14 protein-coding genes are annotated in these 16,481 nt (G+C 69.4%); 11 read left to right on the top strand and 3 right to left on the bottom strand.

Translation table 11 applies throughout. From position 1 onward, the window contains the following. Positions 1-29 precede the first annotated feature (29 nt). From ACWDUM_RS02630 to lhgO, 3 genes are all read left to right on the top strand, one after another. Complete coding sequence (locus tag ACWDUM_RS02630) at positions 30-1,157, top strand: class I SAM-dependent methyltransferase (RefSeq protein ID WP_450132778.1); 1,128 nt, start codon at positions 30-32, stop codon at positions 1,155-1,157. Between the two features lie 156 nt (positions 1,158-1,313). After that, positions 1,314-2,162 carry a Bax inhibitor-1/YccA family protein gene (locus ACWDUM_RS02625; RefSeq protein WP_450114144.1) on the top strand — a complete coding sequence of 283 codons (849 nt, stop codon included), beginning with the start codon at positions 1,314-1,316 and terminating at the stop codon, positions 2,160-2,162. Positions 2,163-2,256: 94 nt separating this feature from the next. Further along, a complete protein-coding gene (gene lhgO / locus ACWDUM_RS02620) occupies positions 2,257-3,444 on the top strand; it encodes an L-2-hydroxyglutarate oxidase (protein WP_450132777.1) in 1,188 nt (395 codons plus the stop codon). 60 nt (positions 3,445-3,504) lie between these two features. Here the strand turns inward: lhgO and ACWDUM_RS02615 are convergent, their stop codons facing one another. Beyond that, entirely contained in the window at positions 3,505-4,725 is a 1,221-nt protein-coding gene (locus ACWDUM_RS02615; RefSeq protein ID WP_450114146.1) for an acetyl-CoA C-acetyltransferase, read from the bottom strand. A gap of 348 nt (positions 4,726-5,073) precedes the next feature. Here ACWDUM_RS02615 and ACWDUM_RS02610 point away from each other — a divergent pair, with 348 nt between their 5' ends. The 6 genes from ACWDUM_RS02610 (at position 5,074) to ACWDUM_RS02585 (ending at position 13,551) form a co-directional block, all read left to right on the top strand. Further along, entirely contained in the window at positions 5,074-6,459 is a 1,386-nt protein-coding gene (locus ACWDUM_RS02610) for a cystathionine beta-synthase (protein ID WP_450132776.1), read from the top strand. Between the two features lie 110 nt (positions 6,460-6,569). Continuing rightward, positions 6,570-7,718, top strand: coding sequence for a cystathionine gamma-synthase (locus ACWDUM_RS02605; protein WP_450132775.1), 1,149 nt, complete (start codon positions 6,570-6,572; stop codon positions 7,716-7,718). Between the two features lie 143 nt (positions 7,719-7,861). Further along, entirely contained in the window at positions 7,862-8,083 is a 222-nt protein-coding gene (locus ACWDUM_RS02600) for a hypothetical protein (RefSeq protein WP_450132774.1), read from the top strand. Positions 8,084-8,269: 186 nt separating this feature from the next. Beyond that, the gene (locus tag ACWDUM_RS02595; protein WP_450132773.1) at positions 8,270-9,589 is read left to right on the top strand and encodes a C40 family peptidase; all 1,320 of its coding nucleotides are present in this window, start codon (positions 8,270-8,272) and stop codon (positions 9,587-9,589) included. A gap of 93 nt (positions 9,590-9,682) precedes the next feature. Beyond that, complete coding sequence (locus ACWDUM_RS02590; RefSeq protein WP_450132772.1) at positions 9,683-11,569, top strand: SEC-C metal-binding domain-containing protein; 1,887 nt, start codon at positions 9,683-9,685, stop codon at positions 11,567-11,569. Next, the gene (locus tag ACWDUM_RS02585) at positions 11,566-13,551 is read left to right on the top strand and encodes an SEC-C metal-binding domain-containing protein (protein ID WP_450132771.1); all 1,986 of its coding nucleotides are present in this window, start codon (positions 11,566-11,568) and stop codon (positions 13,549-13,551) included. Before ACWDUM_RS02590 ends, ACWDUM_RS02585 begins: the two co-directional genes overlap by 4 nt. A gap of 232 nt (positions 13,552-13,783) precedes the next feature. Here the strand turns inward: ACWDUM_RS02585 and greA are convergent, their stop codons facing one another. Beyond that, complete coding sequence (gene greA / locus ACWDUM_RS02580) at positions 13,784-14,278, bottom strand: transcription elongation factor GreA (RefSeq protein ID WP_450114153.1); 495 nt, start codon at positions 14,276-14,278, stop codon at positions 13,784-13,786. 318 nt (positions 14,279-14,596) lie between these two features. After that, positions 14,597-15,022 (bottom strand): DUF4307 domain-containing protein, encoded by a 426-nt coding sequence (locus ACWDUM_RS02575; protein WP_450132770.1) that lies wholly within the window; start codon positions 15,020-15,022, stop codon positions 14,597-14,599. Between the two features lie 245 nt (positions 15,023-15,267). Here ACWDUM_RS02575 and mca point away from each other — a divergent pair, with 245 nt between their 5' ends. Then, on the top strand, positions 15,268-16,167 hold the full coding sequence (mca, locus tag ACWDUM_RS02570; RefSeq protein ID WP_450114155.1) for a mycothiol conjugate amidase Mca: 900 nt from the start codon (positions 15,268-15,270) through the stop codon (positions 16,165-16,167). After that, positions 16,164-16,472 (top strand): hypothetical protein, encoded by a 309-nt coding sequence (locus ACWDUM_RS02565; RefSeq protein WP_450114156.1) that lies wholly within the window; start codon positions 16,164-16,166, stop codon positions 16,470-16,472. Before mca ends, ACWDUM_RS02565 begins: the two co-directional genes overlap by 4 nt. The last annotated feature ends 9 nt before the right edge of the window (positions 16,473-16,481 follow it).

Raw genomic sequence — 16,481 nt, 5'->3', positions numbered from 1 at the left:
ACCTGCCGCGCACCTGAGAGACTGGGCGGGTGCCGGTCCCCGAGGAACTCTTCGCCACCCTGCGTCGCCATCCCGACGTCGAGGCGCCCAACCTGTACGCCGTCGACGGCGCCGATCGGCTGATCCTCGACGAGGCCGCTGTGGCGCTCGCGGCGGCGCCGCCGGGCGCGGTCGCGGTGATCGGCGACCGGTACGGCGCGCTGACCCTGGGGGCGGTCGCCGGGTTCGGGGCGAGCAAGGTTCGGGTGCATCAGGATCCGTTGACCGGGGAGCTCGCGCTCGCGGGCAACGCCGACCGCGCGGGCCTCGTCGGCAGGTACCGGCAGTGCGCGCTGGGGGAGGAGCTGCTCGCCGGTGCGACCGTGGTGCTCGTGCAACTGCCGCGCAGCCTGAGCGCACTCACGGAGATGGCGGAAACCGTTGCGCGGTATGCGGATCCGTCGGTGGTCGTGTACGCGGGCGGTCGCGACAAGCACCTCACCCACGCCTTCAACGACGTGCTCGCCTCGTGCTTCGCCGACGTGCACGCAACCCGGGGACGGCAGAAGTCCCGCGTCCTCGTCGCCACGAAGCCGACACCGGTGCCGGGGACCTATCCACGGCGTGAACGCCTCGCGGAACTGGGGCTCGACGTGGTCGCGCACGGTGCGGCGTTCGCCGGACCGGCGCTCGACATCGGCACCCGGTTCCTGCTCGATTTCCTGCCTCGCACCGACCCGACCGCACGCACGGCCGTCGACCTGGGCTGTGGCACCGGGATCCTCGCGGTCTCCCTCGCGCGGCTGCGACCGGACCTGACCGTGATCGCCACCGACCAGTCGGCGGCCGCCGTCGCGTCCGCCGCGGCCACCGCCCACGCCAACGGGGTGGCCGGGCGCGTCACCGCGCTGCGCGACGACGCGATGTCGACCCTCCCCGACGGCAGCGTGGACCTGATCGTGTGCAACCCGCCGTTCCACGTCGGTGCCGCGGTGCACACCGGTGCCGCTCTGGCGATGTTCCGGGCCGCCGGCCGCGTCCTGCGCCCCGGCGGTGAGCTGTGGACGGTGTACAACTCGCATCTCGGCTACAAACCCGAGCTGACCGCGGCCGTCGGGCCCACCGAGCAGGTCGGGCGTAACCCGAAGTTCACCGTCACCCGCTCCGTGGCGCGGTGATCCGGAGGTCGGGACGGTAGAGTCCGAATTGTCCGTCCCCGGGAACTTACTCGCAGGGCGCGGTCGTTGTACGGACAAGTGGGCGGGACAGACCCGCCGCGGTCGCGTCAAAATGACACGACGGGCCCACGGGCCATGAAAGAAGGGACACGCACGGTGCGCACCACCAGCAACCCGGTGTTCCGCAACCTCCCGAAGCAGGAGGGCGGATACGCCTCGTTCGGTTCTGCCGCGGCGGGCGCCGGGCAGATGACCCAGCAGTTCGGCCAGCCGCAGTACACGCAGGCCGAGCCCTACACCACCGGACCCGCTCAGCGGTCCATGACAATCGACGACGTCGTCACCAAGACGGGCATCACGCTCGGTGTGCTGACGATCGCCGCGATCATCTCGTACTCGCTCTCGCACGGGAACCCGGGCCTGGCGTCGGCGTTCGTCATCGGTGGCGGTCTCGTTGGCCTCGTGCTGGTGATGGTCGCCAGCTTCGGCCGCAAGATGGACAATCCGGCGATCGTGCTGGCGTACGCGGCCTGCGAGGGCCTGTTCCTGGGCGCGCTGTCGCTGATGTTCACCGACGTCCAGTTCGGCGGGGTCGGCGGAGCCGCACTGATCGCGCAGGCCGTGCTCGGTACGTTCGGTGTGTTCTTCGGCATGCTCGTCGTCTACAAGACCGGCGCCATCCGCGTCACGCCGCGGCTGACCCGGATGATCATCGGCGCCCTGATCGGTGTCGTGGTGCTCTCGCTCGGCAACCTGATCGCCAGCTTCTTCATCGATGGTGGACTGGGTCTGCGGGACGGCGGCGGGCTGGCGATCATCTTCAGCCTCGTCTGCATCGGCATCGCCGCGTTCAGCTTCCTGCTGGACTTCGACGCCGCCGACCAGCTGATCCGCGCCCAGGCGCCGGAGAAGGCGGCGTGGGGCGTCGCCCTCGGCCTGACCGTCACCCTGGTCTGGCTGTACGTCGAGATCCTGCGTCTGCTGAGCTACTTCAACAACGACTAGCGGACCCCGCCGAACGGGCGGTTACCGGGCAGGCACTGAAGCCGATGCTCAGGTAACCGCCCGTTCGGCGCATCCGGGGGGCATCATCGGGCGGGTGGACCACGACTTCTGCGTCATCGGCGGTGGGATCGTCGGGCTGGCGACGGCGCGGGCGCTGCTACGACGCAACCCCGGCGCGTCGGTGGTGGTGCTCGAGAAGGAACGTGAGGTCGCGGCCCACCAGACCGGGCACAACAGCGGTGTCATCCATGCGGGCATCTACTACGAGCCCGGCAGCCTGAAGGCGGACCTGTGCAAGCGCGGTGCCGAGGCGACGAAACGGTTCGCCGAGCGCCACGGCATCGAGTACCGCGTCACCGGGAAACTACTGGTGGCGACCGACCCGACGGAACTCGCACGGATGGACGCGCTCGTCGACCGCGCCCGGATCAACGGCATCGACCACGAACGGCTCGGCGCCGCCGAACTCCACCACCGCGAACCCCTGGTGTCAGGTCTCGGGGCGCTGCTCGTCAAGGCGACCGGCATCATCGACTACCGACAGGTGTGCCGCGCGCTCGCCGAGGGCGTCACGGCGTCCGGCGGCGAGGTCCGCACCGGTGCCGAGGTTGTCGAGATCTCCGAACGCTCCGACGCGGTCACCGTCTCGACGGCGGACACGACCGTCCGGGCCCGCACCCTGATCGCCTGTGCCGGTCTGCAGGCCGACCGGATCGCGCGGCTGGCGGGGCTGCACACCGACTTCCAGATCGTGCCCTTCCGCGGTGAGTACTACCGGTTGCGGCCGGAGAAGTCGTCGATCGTGCGGCACCTGATCTACCCGATCCCGGATCCCGACCTGCCGTTCCTCGGGGTGCACCTGAGCCCCACGGTCGACGGCGACATCACCGTCGGCCCCAACGCGGTCCTCGGGTTCGCACGGGAGAAGTACCGGCCCTTCGGGGTCGACCGCCGCGACGTCATGGAAATGTTGCGCTTCCCCGGGATGCGCCGGGTCGCCGCGGCGAACGTGCGCACCGGGATCCGCGAGATGCGCAACGCGGTCTTCAAGCGCGGCTACCTCGCGGAGTGCCGGAAGTACTGTCCGTCGCTCGAACTCGACGACCTGCAGGGCCGGCACGCGGGCATCCGCGCGCAGGCGGTCCGAGGTGACGGCAGCTTCGTGCACGACTTCCTGATCCGGTCCACCGACCGGATGGTGCACGTCGTCAACGCGCCCTCGCCCGCCGCCACGTCGGCGCTGCCGATCGGTGAGTTGATCGCGGACCGCACCGACCGCTGAGACGCCGAACGGGCGGCCACCTGGGCGGCTGCCCGGTGACCGCCCGTTCGGCGGAGGTGACTAGCTCAGGCGCTCGAGCACCATCGCCATGCCCTGGCCGCCGCCGACGCACATGGTCTCGACGCCGAAGGTCTTGTCCTGCTCACGCAGGTTGTTGAGCAGGGTGTTGGTGATGCGGGCACCGGTCATGCCGAACGGGTGCCCGAGGGCGATCGCGCCGCCCGAGACGTTGATCTTGTCCTCGTCGAGGTCGAGCGCGCGGGCCGAGCCGAGCACCTGGACCGCGAAGGCCTCGTTGATCTCGAACAGGTCGATGTCCGAGACGGACATCTTCGCGAACCCGAGTGCCTTCTTGACCGCCTCGATCGGGCCGAGGCCCATGATCTCGGGGGACAGGCCGGTCGCGGCGGTGGAGACGATGCGCGCGAGCGGGGTCAGGCCGAGGGCCTTGGCCTTGGTGTCGGACATGATCACCAGCGCGGCCGCGCCGTCGTTGAGCGGGCAGGCGTTGCCGGCGGTGACGGTGCCGTCCGGGCGGAAGACCGGCTTGAGCTGGCTGATCTTCTCGTAGCTGGTGCCCGCGCGCGGGCCGTCGTCGGTGGAGACGACGGTGCCGTCGGGCAGCGTGATCGGGGTGATCTCGTTGGCGAAGAAGCCGCGGTTGATGGCCTCCTCCGCGCGGTTCTGGCTGCGGACGCCCCAGCGGTCCTGGTCCTCGCGGCTGATGCCGGTGTAGGTCGCGACGTTCTCGGCGGTCTGGCCCATGCCCAGGTAGACGTCGGGGACGAGGCCCTTCTCTCGGGGATCGCTCCACACGACGCCGCCCTCGGCGTCCTTGAGCGAGCGCTCCATTGCCTCGCCGTAGCGGCCGGTGTTCTTGGTGTCCGGCCAGCCGTCGGCGTTGCCGGAGGTGAACGACGACACCGACTCGACGCCGGCGGAGATGAAGACGTCACCCTCACCGGCACGGATCGCGTGCATCGCCATGCGGGTGGTCTGCAGCGAGGACGAGCAGTAGCGGTTCACCGTCACGCCGGGAAGGAAGTCGTAGCCCAGGTTGACGGCGGTGACGCGACCGATGTTGAAGCCGGCCTGGCCGCCGGGCTGGCCGGAGCCCATGATCAGATCGTCGATGTCCCGGGGATCGAGCTCGGGCACCTTGGCGAGCGCCGCCGCGACCATCTGGGTGGCCAGCTCGTCCGGACGCATGTCCTTGAGCGATCCCTTGCCGGCGCGGCCGATCGGCGAGCGCACGGCGGAGACGATGACTGCCTCGGGCATGAGTACTCCATTCATTCGTGCTGTCGTGTCAGCTACGACAGCGGTGTCCTGTGTCAGACGTTACGTGGCGATGCCGCTGTTCCTACCATGCGCTTGCTTGGCCACCGGGACGGAGTGCGATCGCACCGGGTTCCCTCGAACGTCGTGGTGGAAGGTGCGGCGTCGAAATGGACTGGCCGTGAATCTGATTCGCAAGCGTATCCGGGGCGCCCGCAGAAGCAGGGCGTGCGGGGTGGAGTGTGAGCTCGCTCGCCCGTCCCACTCATCGAGAACCGGCAGGGGATCGCCGCCGTTCGCGACGGTCCGCCCAGGTGTTGCCGACCGGGCGCGCTCTGGGACGATGGGGGCATGCGCATCGCGGATCACGTCGTCGACCTCATCGGAAACACCCCACTGGTGAAGCTGAACTCGGTGGTCTCACCCGGCTCCGGCCTGGTGGCCGCGAAGATCGAGTACCTCAACCCGGGCGGCAGCTCCAAGGACCGGATCGCGGTCAAGATGGTCGACGCGGCCGAGGCGTCCGGCGCGCTGAAGCCGGGCGGGACGATCGTCGAACCGACGTCCGGCAACACCGGCATCGGTCTGGCGCTGGTCGCGCAGCAGCGCGGCTACAAGTGCGTGTTCGTCTGCCCCGACAAGGTCAGCGAGGACAAGCGCAACGTGCTCAAGGCGTACGGCGCCGAGGTCGTGGTGTGCCCGACCGCGGTCGCGCCGGAGCACCCCGACAGCTACTACAACGTCTCGGACCGCCTCGTGAAGGAGATCCCCGGCGCCTGGAAGCCGGACCAGTACTCCAACCCGGGTGGCCCGGACAGCCACTACGAGACCACCGGCCCGGAGATCTGGCGCGACACCGACGGCAAGGTCACGCACTTCGTCGCGGGTGTCGGCACCGGCGGCACCATCACCGGCACCGGTCGCTACCTTAAGGAGGTCTCGGGCGGGAAGGTCAAGGTCATCGGCGCCGACCCCGAGGGCTCGGTGTACTCGGGAGGCACCGGGCGGCCGTACCTTGTCGAGGGTGTCGGCGAGGACTTCTGGCCCACCGCCTACGACCCGTCGATCCCGGACGAGATCATCGCCGTCTCGGACGCCGACTCGTTCGACATGACCCGCCGCCTGGCACGCGAGGAAGGGTTGCTGGTCGGTGGCTCCTGCGGCATGGCCGTGGTCGCGGCGCTGCGGGTCGCCGAGCGGGACCCGGACGCGGTGGTCGTGGTGCTGCTGCCCGACGGCGGTCGCGGCTACCTGTCGAAGATCTTCAACGACAAGTGGATGGCGTCCTACGGCTTCCTGCGCACCCCCCTCGACGGCAGCAAGCCCGCCGAGCCGACCGTCGGGGACGTGCTGCGGGGCAAGTCGGGAGAGCTTCCGGACCTGGTGCACACCCACCCGACCGAAACGCTGCGCGACGCGATCGAGATCCTGCGCGAATACGGCGTCTCGCAGATGCCGGTGGTCGGTGCCGAGCCGCCCGTCATGGCCGGTGAGGTCGCGGGCAGTGTCACCGAACGGGAACTGCTCTCCGCGGTGTTCGAGGGGCGCGCGCAGCTGGCGGATCCGGTGGCCAAGCACATGAGCCCGGCGTTTCCTCTGATCGGTTCCGGGGAGCCGGTCAGCGCCGCGACGAAGGCGCTCGGCGACACCGACGCGCTGATGGTCGTCGACGACGGCAAGCCGGTCGGCGTCATCACCCGGCACGACCTGCTCGGGTTCCTCAGCGCCGGTGCGTAGTGACATCGGGTCGCCGGCGGCTCAGTGACATTGGGTCGCCGGGGCTCCAGGGACATGGCTCGCAGACGGCTCAGCGACATCGGTTGCCGGCGGCTCAGTAGGCTGAGCGGATGAGCGAGCAGCAGCAGGGATTCTCCACCAGGGCAGTTCACGCCGGGTACGAGCCGGATCCGCAGACCGGCGCGGTGAACGTGCCGATCTACGCCAGTTCCACGTTCGCGCAGGACGGGGTCGGCGGCATGCGCGGCGGCTTCGAGTACGCGCGCACCGGAAACCCGACCCGCCGGCCGCTCGAGGCGAACCTCGCCGCTATCGAGGGCGCGGCGTTCGGGCGGGCGTTCTCGTCGGGTATGGCAGCCACGGACTGCCTGCTGCGGTCGGTGCTCCGGCCCGGCGACCACCTGGTGATCCCGAACGACGCCTACGGCGGCACGTTCCGGCTCATCGACAAGGTGTTCACACAGTGGGGCATCGAGCACACCCCGGCGCCGATCAACGACGTGGACGCCGTCCGGGCGGCGATCCGGCCGAACACCAAGCTGGTGTGGGTCGAGACCCCGACCAACCCGCTGCTGAACATCGGCGACATCGAGGCGCTGTCCGCGGTCGCCCACGAGGCCGGGGCGAAGATCGTGGTCGACAACACCTTCGCGTCGCCGTACCTGCAGCAGCCGCTCGCGCTCGGTGCCGACGTCGCGCTGCACTCGACCACCAAGTACCTCGGCGGCCACTCCGACGTCGTCGGCGGTGCGCTGGTGACCGACGACGAGGATCTCGACACCAAGTTCGCGTTCCTGCAGAACGGTGCCGGTGCGGTGCCCGGTCCGTTCGACGCCTACCTGACCATGCGCGGTATCAAGACGCTGGCGCTGCGGATGGAGCGGCACAGCGACAATGCCGAGAAGATCGTCGACCTGCTGACCGGGCACTCCGCGGTCGAGAAGGTGATCTACCCGGGCCTGGCGTCGCATCCGGGCCACGCGGTGGCGGCGCGGCAGATGCGCCGGTTCGGCGGAATGGTCTCGGTGCGGCTCAAGGGCGGCAAGCAGGCGGCGCTCGACTTCTGCTCACGCACAAAGATCTTCACCCTCGCCGAGTCGCTCGGCGGCGTCGAGTCGCTGATCGAGCACCCGGGCGCGATGACCCACGCCTCGACCGCCGGTTCCGAACTCGAGGTTCCCGAGGATCTGGTGCGCCTGTCCGTCGGCATCGAAGACGCCGCCGATTTGCTGGCCGACGTCGAGCAGGCGCTGGGCTAGACACTTCCCGCCGGCGCGCGGCGCACGGGTCTCCGGACCCGTACGCCGCGCGCGAGCGGCGCAGCCGATCTAGGCTGGCCGCGTGGAGCCCGCGACGCTCGCCCGCAACATGACGGTGCGGCGCGCGCGGGTGCCGATGAACGGTGGCGACGACCATTTCCGTGCCGGTCGGCGCGTCGCTGCCGAACCTTGCCGTGACCCGTGCCTATCGTGCGATCGTGCACCTGCGGGGGAACATCGTCGACGCCGCCCCGACCGCCGCGTCCGAGTTCGCCGCCGTGAGTGGGTCGGGCCACCCCTTCGGCCAGGCCGGCAGCGCTTCCGTGATCGGCCGTGCCCACGTCGCGACACGGGTGGTGCGGTAGCCGTGGTGCAGGTCGACGGCTGTTTTCTCCGGGCGGGTGCTCGCGGTGCCCGACAACCTGAAGGCCGTCTAAGAGTTCGCTCGAAATGCGCCCGTTGCCGCGACATGCGTCATACGGTGATCCGAGTCACATACAGGGGGCGGCCCAGGGGCTGACGCGCCTCGGTCGAGATGAGGGAGGATGCGCATGGCGGTTGACCCATCGGCGGTCATCGTTGCCGTTGCCACGGCACTTGGCGGTCTCGTGCAGGGCGCGGACCTACCAGCCCCGGTCAAAGATCAAGCAGCACAAGCCATCCAATCCTTCCAAGCCACATCTCCCGCAGCGGATCAGCAGGTCGCCGACGTCATCGGCATGCTGCCCGAGCAGCTGCAGGGGCAGGCCACCCAGGCCGTGCAGGACGCGACGGCCGCCGCGCAGAGCGCTATCGAACCGTTACTGCCGCCGGCGCCTCCCGCTCCGCCCGCTCCGGAACCGGCTCCCGAACCGCCGCCGGCCCCGCCCGTCGCGCCGTCGACGCCGCAAGTTGACGCCTACGGCGGTGACGTCGCCGAGGTGCCGTTCGGCGGCGACCTGTCCCGCGCGGTGACCTCGCTCGACGCCGCATTCCCGGGCGGCAACATCGCCCCGATCGGCTCCATCGCGGTGTTCGTGCCCTGGTTCAACAAGGCAGGCGCGCTCTGCGACGGCATCAAGGCCCCGATCCTGGCCGCGCTGTACAACGCCGAGAACGGCTTCCGTTACGGCCCGACCGCTCCGGTGTCCCGGACCGGCGCCCGCGGTCCCGGCCAGTTCATGCCGGGCACCTGGGAGAAGTGGGGCAAGGACGCCGACGGAGACGGCAAGGTCGACATCCTCGGCGTCGCGGACCCGGTGATGGCGTCCGGGCACCTGCTGTGTGACATGTACGGCCAGATCGACGAGTGGAAGCGCCAGGGCGTCGTCCAGGGCGACACCCTGGACCTGACCCTCGCCGGATACAACGCGGGAGTCGAGGCCGTGCGCCGTGCCGGCGGCATGCCCAACGGCGCCTTCGATTACGAGCACCAGACCAAGCCCTACGTGAAGAAGATTCGGGATTCGGAACCGGTGTTCGCGGCGATCCTGGCTCCGCTGAGCGGGTCCGACGGCAGCATCGGCGGCAAGGTGGTCGAGGCGGCGCTGCGCTACCTGGGCCTGCCGTACGTGTGGGGCGGCGGCAACATCAACGGCCCGTCCGGTGGCGGCTTCGACTGCTCCGGCCTGACCTCCTACGCGTTGTACGCGGCGACCGGCGACACGCTCGTGCTGCCGCGGACGTCGGAGACGCAGTGGAACATCGGCACCGAGATCGCGCTCGCCGATGCGCGGCCCGGCGACCTGCTGTTCGGCAACTGGCAGTCCGGCGGCCCCGGCCACGTCGCGATCTACATCGGCAACGGACAGATGGTGCACGCCCCGCAGACCGGTGACGTGGTCAAGGTCGGGCCGGTGTTCGACGGGATGAAGGCCCGCCGGATCGTGTAGTGCGGCTTCGCTGCCCGTGAGTGAATTTCACCCCGGCCGGGGTGAAATTCACTCACGGTTCCGGGGGTTGTCGTCGCCGCCTACGATCACAGGGTGAGCGTGAATCCTGATCCCCGTGACCCGATTGCCGACATCGCACTGGCGGTGTTGCGACAGCATGGTCCGCTGACATCCGAGGACTGGGCGGAGATGCTTGCCGACGCCGGGCACGGCACTGCCGAGGAACTCCTCGAATCGGTCGACCTGCTCGACGACGCACTGCTGGTCGTCCTCGCCGACGGGCGCAATGCGGTCGTCGACACCCTGGTCGAGGGACGGGTGTTCACGCACCGGCTCACCGACCCGGAGATCGCGTCCGGTCTCCTGCACGCCGAACCGGATCTCGCTCCGCTGGTGCTGGCGACAATGGCCGACGACGGCCCGGTGCGGGCATTGTTCTCCGACTACGACGCCGACGAACTCGACGCGCTCGGGCTGTCGGACGAGGACTTTCCGGACGGATCCGGTCTGCTGTTCGGGCCCGAAGCGCTGCAACAGTATTCGTCGGGTGATCTGGTGTCCGTCACGGTCCGGGACGGTGCATTGGAGCTGGCCGCCGTCGCCGGAGGGGTCGCCGCGGCGCCGGACCTGTCCGCGGCGCTGGACCGGATCGTCGGAGACGACAACGCCGACAACCTCGAGACCGTCGCCTGGCAGATGCTCTCCGACGACCCCGCGCTGTTCACGGAGCCGACGGTGCCGCTCGGTGAGCTGATCGACTCGGCCGGATACACCCGGGAGGGCGACTACATCGCCGCCCGTGGATTCGATTTCGCCGCACATCATTTCGCTTCGCACATCGCGATGGTCGCGCGCCAGCACGAACTGCACCCGGAAGAGGTGGATGCGGTGATCGCGTTCGTCGACCTGGTCGCGGTGGTACGCGAGGACGAACTCGACCTGTCCGGCGCGCGCAGCTGCATCGACGGGGTCGTCGAATCCCTTGTCGGGCTGGAGGATCCGTCTGCAGCGGGTGCCGCGCTTGATGTGATCAACGGATTCGAAGAGGATCATCTGCCCGCGTTGTACACCGCGGCGCTGGCGGTGGCCGACCGGGCGCCGCGCCGGGTGAAGGCGTCCGGGCACTGGCTGGCCGGAATGGCCGCGGACTCGCTCGGCGACGTGCGAGAGGCGGAGCGGCACTTCGAGGATGCCGCCGCGATGGACGAGGAATGGACGCCGGCACTGTTCGAACTGGCGCAGATCGCCTCCGACCGCGGCGATGCGGAGCGAGCACTGTCGTTGCTGAGCCGGATCGAGGGCGGCGACAGTGAACACCTCCACGCGGTGCTGCTGCGTTTCGCTCCGGCCGAGCATCCGGAACTCGGCCGCAACGACAAGTGCTGGTGCGGATCGGGACGCAAGTACAAGGTCTGCCACCTCGGTAAGTCCGACAGCACCCTCGACGACCGCGCGCACTGGCTGTACGAGAAGGCCGGGCTCTACGCGCAGTCGACGTCGTTGTTCGATCTGGTGCTCGAGCTGGCGCAGCTGCGTGCCGAGCACTGGGAGAGTGAGGACGCGGTCGCGCGGGCGTTCGAGGATCCGCTGGTGCTCGACGTCGCGCTTTTCGAGGGGCGGCTGTTCGAGTTGTTCGTGTCCCGGCGCGGGGTCCTGCTGCCCGCCGACGAACTCGAACTTGCCGCCCGATGGCTGACGGCGCGGCGATCGGTGCACGAGGTCGTGGCGGCCGTCGGCGACGCGGTGGCGCTGCGGGACCTGCGTACCGGCGACCGGGCCGAGGTCGCGGTGGACGAGCCGCTGGACGTCGGCAATCTCGTCTGTGCACGGGTGGTCCCCACCGGTGACCGGATGCAGATCCTCGGTGGAGTCGAACCGGTGCCGGCCGAGAACCGGGACGAGGTGCTCGCCGTCCTGTCCGGCGACACCGTCGAACCCGAGGACGTCATCGCCGTGCTCGGCGCGAGGTTCCTGGGGTGACCGTCTCGACCGAACCCCGCGGTGACCGGCATCTCGAGATCGTGGGTCGTTCCCGCGTCGACACCGATCCCGACGCGGGCGACGTTGCCGAGAGGGCGATCGCGGTGCTGCGTCGACGCGGCCCGTTCACCACCGAAGGCTGGGTGGCCGCACTGGTCGACCTCGGGCTCGGCGCCGCCGCGGAGATGACCGAGCTGGTGCGCGGCCTCGACGGCCCGGCGCTCGGGATGCTCGCCGACGGGCGAATCGCCGCCATCGACGGCCTGCTCGAGGGTCGGGTGTTCACGCATCGGCTCTCCGCTGAGGAGATCGCCTCGGGCGTCGTCGACATCGATCCGGACCTGTCGCCGCTGACGGGCCTCGTCGGATCCGATGCGCACGTCGGCGACTGCGAGGTCGACGTCGTGTTCCCGACGTCGGACGCCGCGTTGTTGGCCGAGCGCGGCCGCACCGACGTCACCGCTCCGGAAGTCGAGCGGCTGCTGCTCGATCGCGACATGCTCGTCGGATACACCGCGGGGGACATGATCGGTCTGGGCCTGGCGGGCGGCACGCTGCGGTTGGTTCGCGTCGACCGGACCGTCGCGACCCCGGATCTCGCCGAGTCTCTGCGCAGGATCATCGCCGAGGGCACCGCCGAGCACACCGACCCCGTCATCTGGCAGCTCGTCGCCGACGACCGGGGCATGGACCTGTTCACCGCGCCCACCCTGCCGCTGGCGGAGCTGCTCGATCACGCCGGGTACGACTGCGAACGCAACTACCTGGCGCCGCGCGGCTTCGATTTCGACGCCTATCACCGCGCCACCCTCATCGAGTCGATCGCCCGGCAGAACAAACTGCACGTCGCCGACGCCGGCGCGGTCGTCGATTTCACCGACCTCGTCCACGAGATCACCGAGGGCGCGGAACGGGGCGAGCAGCCGAGCATCGTCGCCGCCGCCCGCGTTGCCGCCGATCCGGCCGTCTTCCTGCGGCTCGAGTCCCCGTCGACCGCGGCGGTCGCGCTCGACCTCGCCACCACCGGCGACGCGCGCGCCGAGTCGCTGCAGGCCGCCGCATCGGCATTGGTCGAGCACGCGCCGCGCCGACTGAAGGCGGCCGCGCACTGGCTGGCCGGCAAGGCCGCCGATCAGCTGGGTGATGTACGGATCGCCATGACGCATTACGAGCGCGCCCTGGACCGGGACCCGGACTGGATGCTGGCGGCGTTCGACCTGGCGTTGCTCGCCTCCGACGCAGGTGACGTCACTCGCGCACAGTCGCTGCTCGCCCGAGTCGAGGGCGGCGACGCGGAGACCCTGCAGGAGGTGCTCGCGCGCTACCAACCGGTGGAACGTCCAGAGCTGGGCCGCAACGACCGCTGCTGGTGCGGGTCCGGCCGCAAGTACAAGGCGTGCCACCTCGGCAGGTCCGATCTCACGGTCGACGCACGCGCAACCTGGTTGTACACGAAAGCCCTGATGTTCGCGCGGACGCCGGAACTGTTCGACCTGGTACACCGGCTCGCCGAGATCCGGGCCTCGCACGCCGACGAGGCCGAGGACGCCACCATCGCGGCGCTCGAAGGCGGTCTCGTCATCGATGCGGCGCTGTTCGAGGGCGGCGTCCTCGAACAGTTCGTCGCCCGCCGCGCGCAGGTGCTGCCCGCAGCGGAACTCGAACTCGCGCGCCGGTGGCTGGCCGGCAGGCGCGGCCTGTACGAGGTGACGGCGGTGGTGCCGAGCCGGTCGCTGACTCTGCGCGAGGTGACCGGCGGGGCGACCGTGGAGGTGATCGACTCCGTTGCGGGCCACAACTTCGCAGTGGGGGCACTGGTGTGCGCCCGGCTGCTGCCGACCGGCGAGTCGATCCGGGCGTTCGGCGGAATCGAACCGATCGACCCTCGGTATCGGGACGAACTGGCGGAGATTTGCGGGTCCGCGAACGCGGATCCGGACGAGTTGGTGGACGTGCTCAGCCTCGCGTTCCCCGCGGACTGAGTTCGGGAGTCCGGATTTTCCGGCGCGACGCTGGAACCGATCGAAGCTTCGCCGCGTCTGATCTGTTGTGAGCCGATGAGTGCAGGTCCTTGGGGAGGGGGCCGCGCTCGCGGATCCGGTTGCCGGTGGGGCAGTCATGCAGGGGGTGACTGCCCCACCGTGCGTCAGTACGAACGAGAAAACCCCGGTCCGGGCGGATGCCCTGGCCGGGGTTTCGTCGTGTGGAGCCGACTCAGCTGTGGTACGGCTCGGCGCTGAGCAGGGTGACCTTCATGGTCTTGCCGTTGGGCAGGATGTACTCGCGGGTCTCGCCGACCTTCGCGTTGATCAGGGCGCCACCGAGCGGGGAGCTGGGGGAGTAGATCTCGAGCTTGTCGTTGCGAGCACCCTCTTCGCGGGTGGCGATCAGGAAGGTCTCGGTGTCGGATTCGTCACCGTCGTAGAACACCTTCACCACGGACCCGGGCAGGGCGACACCGGACTGGGTGGGGGCCTCGCCGACCTTGGCGCTGTTCAGCAGCTCCTGCAGCTGGCGGATACGGGACTCCTGCTGACCCTGCTCCTCGCGTGCCGCGTGGTAGCCACCGTTCTCCTTGAGGTCACCCTCTTCGCGCCGCTCGTTGATCTCGGCCGCGATGACCGGACGGTTGGCAATGAGCTGGTCGAGTTCGCTCTTGAGCCGGTCGTGCGACTCCTGGGTCAGCCAGGTCACCTGGGTCTCGGTCATGCTCGATCACTCCTCGTAGTCGGAACCCGGACGGATCCCCTGGACGGACCACCGAAAACCGGTGGTCGGCTGCGGCTGGGCGCGCGTCTCCCCGGACGAATGTCATCCCCCGGTCGGCTCACCGTGAGGTGAGTACGCGTCCCGCCGCCTGATGCAGCTGGCCGCCGTGCATCCGGGTCCGCGTCACATGCGCATCCGGATGCAAATGCAGCAATACACGGCTCCAACGCGGAACCGTGTATCGCCGTATTCTAGCACGAGCTGGGATTTCCCCACGAAGATCGAGGTCGGGGGTGTGGCCGCAGCGGCCACGATTGGTCAGCCGACGTTCAGATATGAGGGGATGGTCGAGCCGCAGCCGTAGATGTCGGCAACGGCCGGTGACTGCGACGTCTTGATCTGGGTGTCGATCTGTACCGTTCCGTGTTCGGACGGTTGCACGACGATCTCGCGGCGGCCGGTCTCCGACCCGTCCCGTGACCTGACGCGCACGATGCACAGCGCAGCTTCGGTCGGTTCCTCGCGGGTGACGGTGAAGCTCAGCGCCATGGTCGAGTCGTCGACGATCGAGTACTGCACGACATTCGCTTCGATGTCCTTCGCGGCGAACTTGTTGTACCCGAGCCAGGCGACTGCCAGGCCGAGGAGGATGACACCGATGGTCAGCACGATCGCGGTGATCCGGGATCCGCGCACACTGCCCTGCGGCGTGGGGTAGCGGTCGGAGGGGATCGTCTCGGTCATCTGCTCGACTCTCGTGCATCGGTCCGGGCGAGCTCGCGTTGCCCGGGTGGGGCGCCCTCCACGCGGTGATCCGGACAGGGTCACGGTGACGCTGGAGGTGTCGGGTGGAACTATAGGGGAAGGGCACCGGGCCTCCGCTCGCGCGGTCGACGCGACGGACGGGCGGTGTCCGGCAGGCCGCCAGTGCCCGAAGGGGCCGGCCACCACACGGTAGGTTCCACGCGAAGCTGAGGTGAAGGAAGACTGTGAGCGGATTGCGTCTCATGGCCGTGCACGCCCATCCCGACGACGAGTCCAGCAAGGGCGCTGCGACGACTGCCCGCTATGCCGCCGAGGGCAACGACGTGCTCGTCGTGACGCTGACCGGCGGCGAGCGCGGCGACATCCTCAACCCCGCGATGGACGTGCCGGGGATCCGGGACCGCATCAGCGAGGTCCGCAAGGAGGAGATGGCCGAGGCGGCCCGCATCCTCGGGGTCCGGCAGACCTGGCTCGGGTTCGTCGACTCGGGACTGCCGGAGGGCGACCCGAAGCCGCCGCTGCCGGAGGGGTCGTTCGCGCTGGTCCCGCTGGAGGAGTCCACCGAGGCGCTGGTCCGGGTGATCCGCGAGTTCCGTCCGCACGTGATGACCACCTACGACGAGAACGGTGGCTACCCCCACCCCGACCACATCCGCTGCCACGAGGTGTCGATGGCCGCGTACGAGGCGGCAGGTGATCCGGAGCGATTCCCGGACGCGGGGGAGCCGTGGGAAGTGCAGAAGGTCTACTACTCGCACGGGTTCATCCGGAAGCGCCTGCAGTTGTTCCAGGAGGAGTACGACAGCCGAGGCGAAGAGTTCCCGATGGCGGAATGGCTCAAGAAGTGGAAGACCGAGCAGGGTGACCTGATGGCACGGGTGACCACCCAGATCACCTGTGGTGACTACTTCCCGCAGCGGGACGATGCCCTGCGCGCGCACGCCACCCAGATCGACCCCAACGGGTCCTTCTTCGCGGTGCCCCTCGACATTCAGCAGAAGATCTGGCCGACCGAGGAGTTCGAGTTGGCGAAGACCCGGGTGCGGACCGCCATCCCGGAAACCGATCTGTTCGCCGGCATCGACCACGTCGGCGCAGCGCCGGGACAAGAGGAGAAGAAGTGAATCTGGCAAGTGCGGCCGTCGGGTGGCTGGCGCAGACCCCCGGCTCGCCGACCGGCCCCGAGTTCGGCAAGGCGTCGCCGGTCGGCCTGGTCATCATCGTCGTGCTGCTGGTCGGCACCGTGCTGCTGATCCGGTCGATGAACAAGCAGCTGCGCAAGCTGCCCGACACCTTCGAACCGGACCACCCCGAAGCGGATCAGGCCGCCGACGAGGGCACCGACCGCGGTGCAGCGGGCCCGGCGGTCGACGGCGGATCGTCGACCCCCGAGAAGAAGGCCGAGCCGCCCACCCAGGCTCCGAGCTAGGCACCCGGC

Source organism: Rhodococcus sp. NPDC003322 (assembly GCF_053589555.1).
The sequence above is the reverse complement of the archived record's forward strand: the minus strand, read 5'-3'. Positions and strand labels throughout refer to the sequence as shown.

Bases quoted from the DNA above. Each gene is read 5' to 3' on its own strand.
- ACWDUM_RS02575 (WP_450132770.1), bottom strand. From the start codon at position 15,022: ATGACCGAGACGATCCCCTCCGACCGCTACCCCACGCCGCAGGGCAGT.
- ACWDUM_RS02595 (WP_450132773.1), top strand. From the start codon at position 8,270: ATGGCGGTTGACCCATCGGCGGTCATCGTTGCCGTTGCCACGGCACTT.
- ACWDUM_RS02615 (WP_450114146.1), bottom strand. From the start codon at position 4,725: ATGCCCGAGGCAGTCATCGTCTCCGCCGTGCGCTCGCCGATCGGCCGC.
- ACWDUM_RS02605 (WP_450132775.1), top strand. From the start codon at position 6,570: ATGAGCGAGCAGCAGCAGGGATTCTCCACCAGGGCAGTTCACGCCGGG.
- ACWDUM_RS02610 (WP_450132776.1), top strand. From the start codon at position 5,074: ATGCGCATCGCGGATCACGTCGTCGACCTCATCGGAAACACCCCACTG.
- greA (WP_450114153.1), bottom strand. From the start codon at position 14,278: ATGACCGAGACCCAGGTGACCTGGCTGACCCAGGAGTCGCACGACCGG.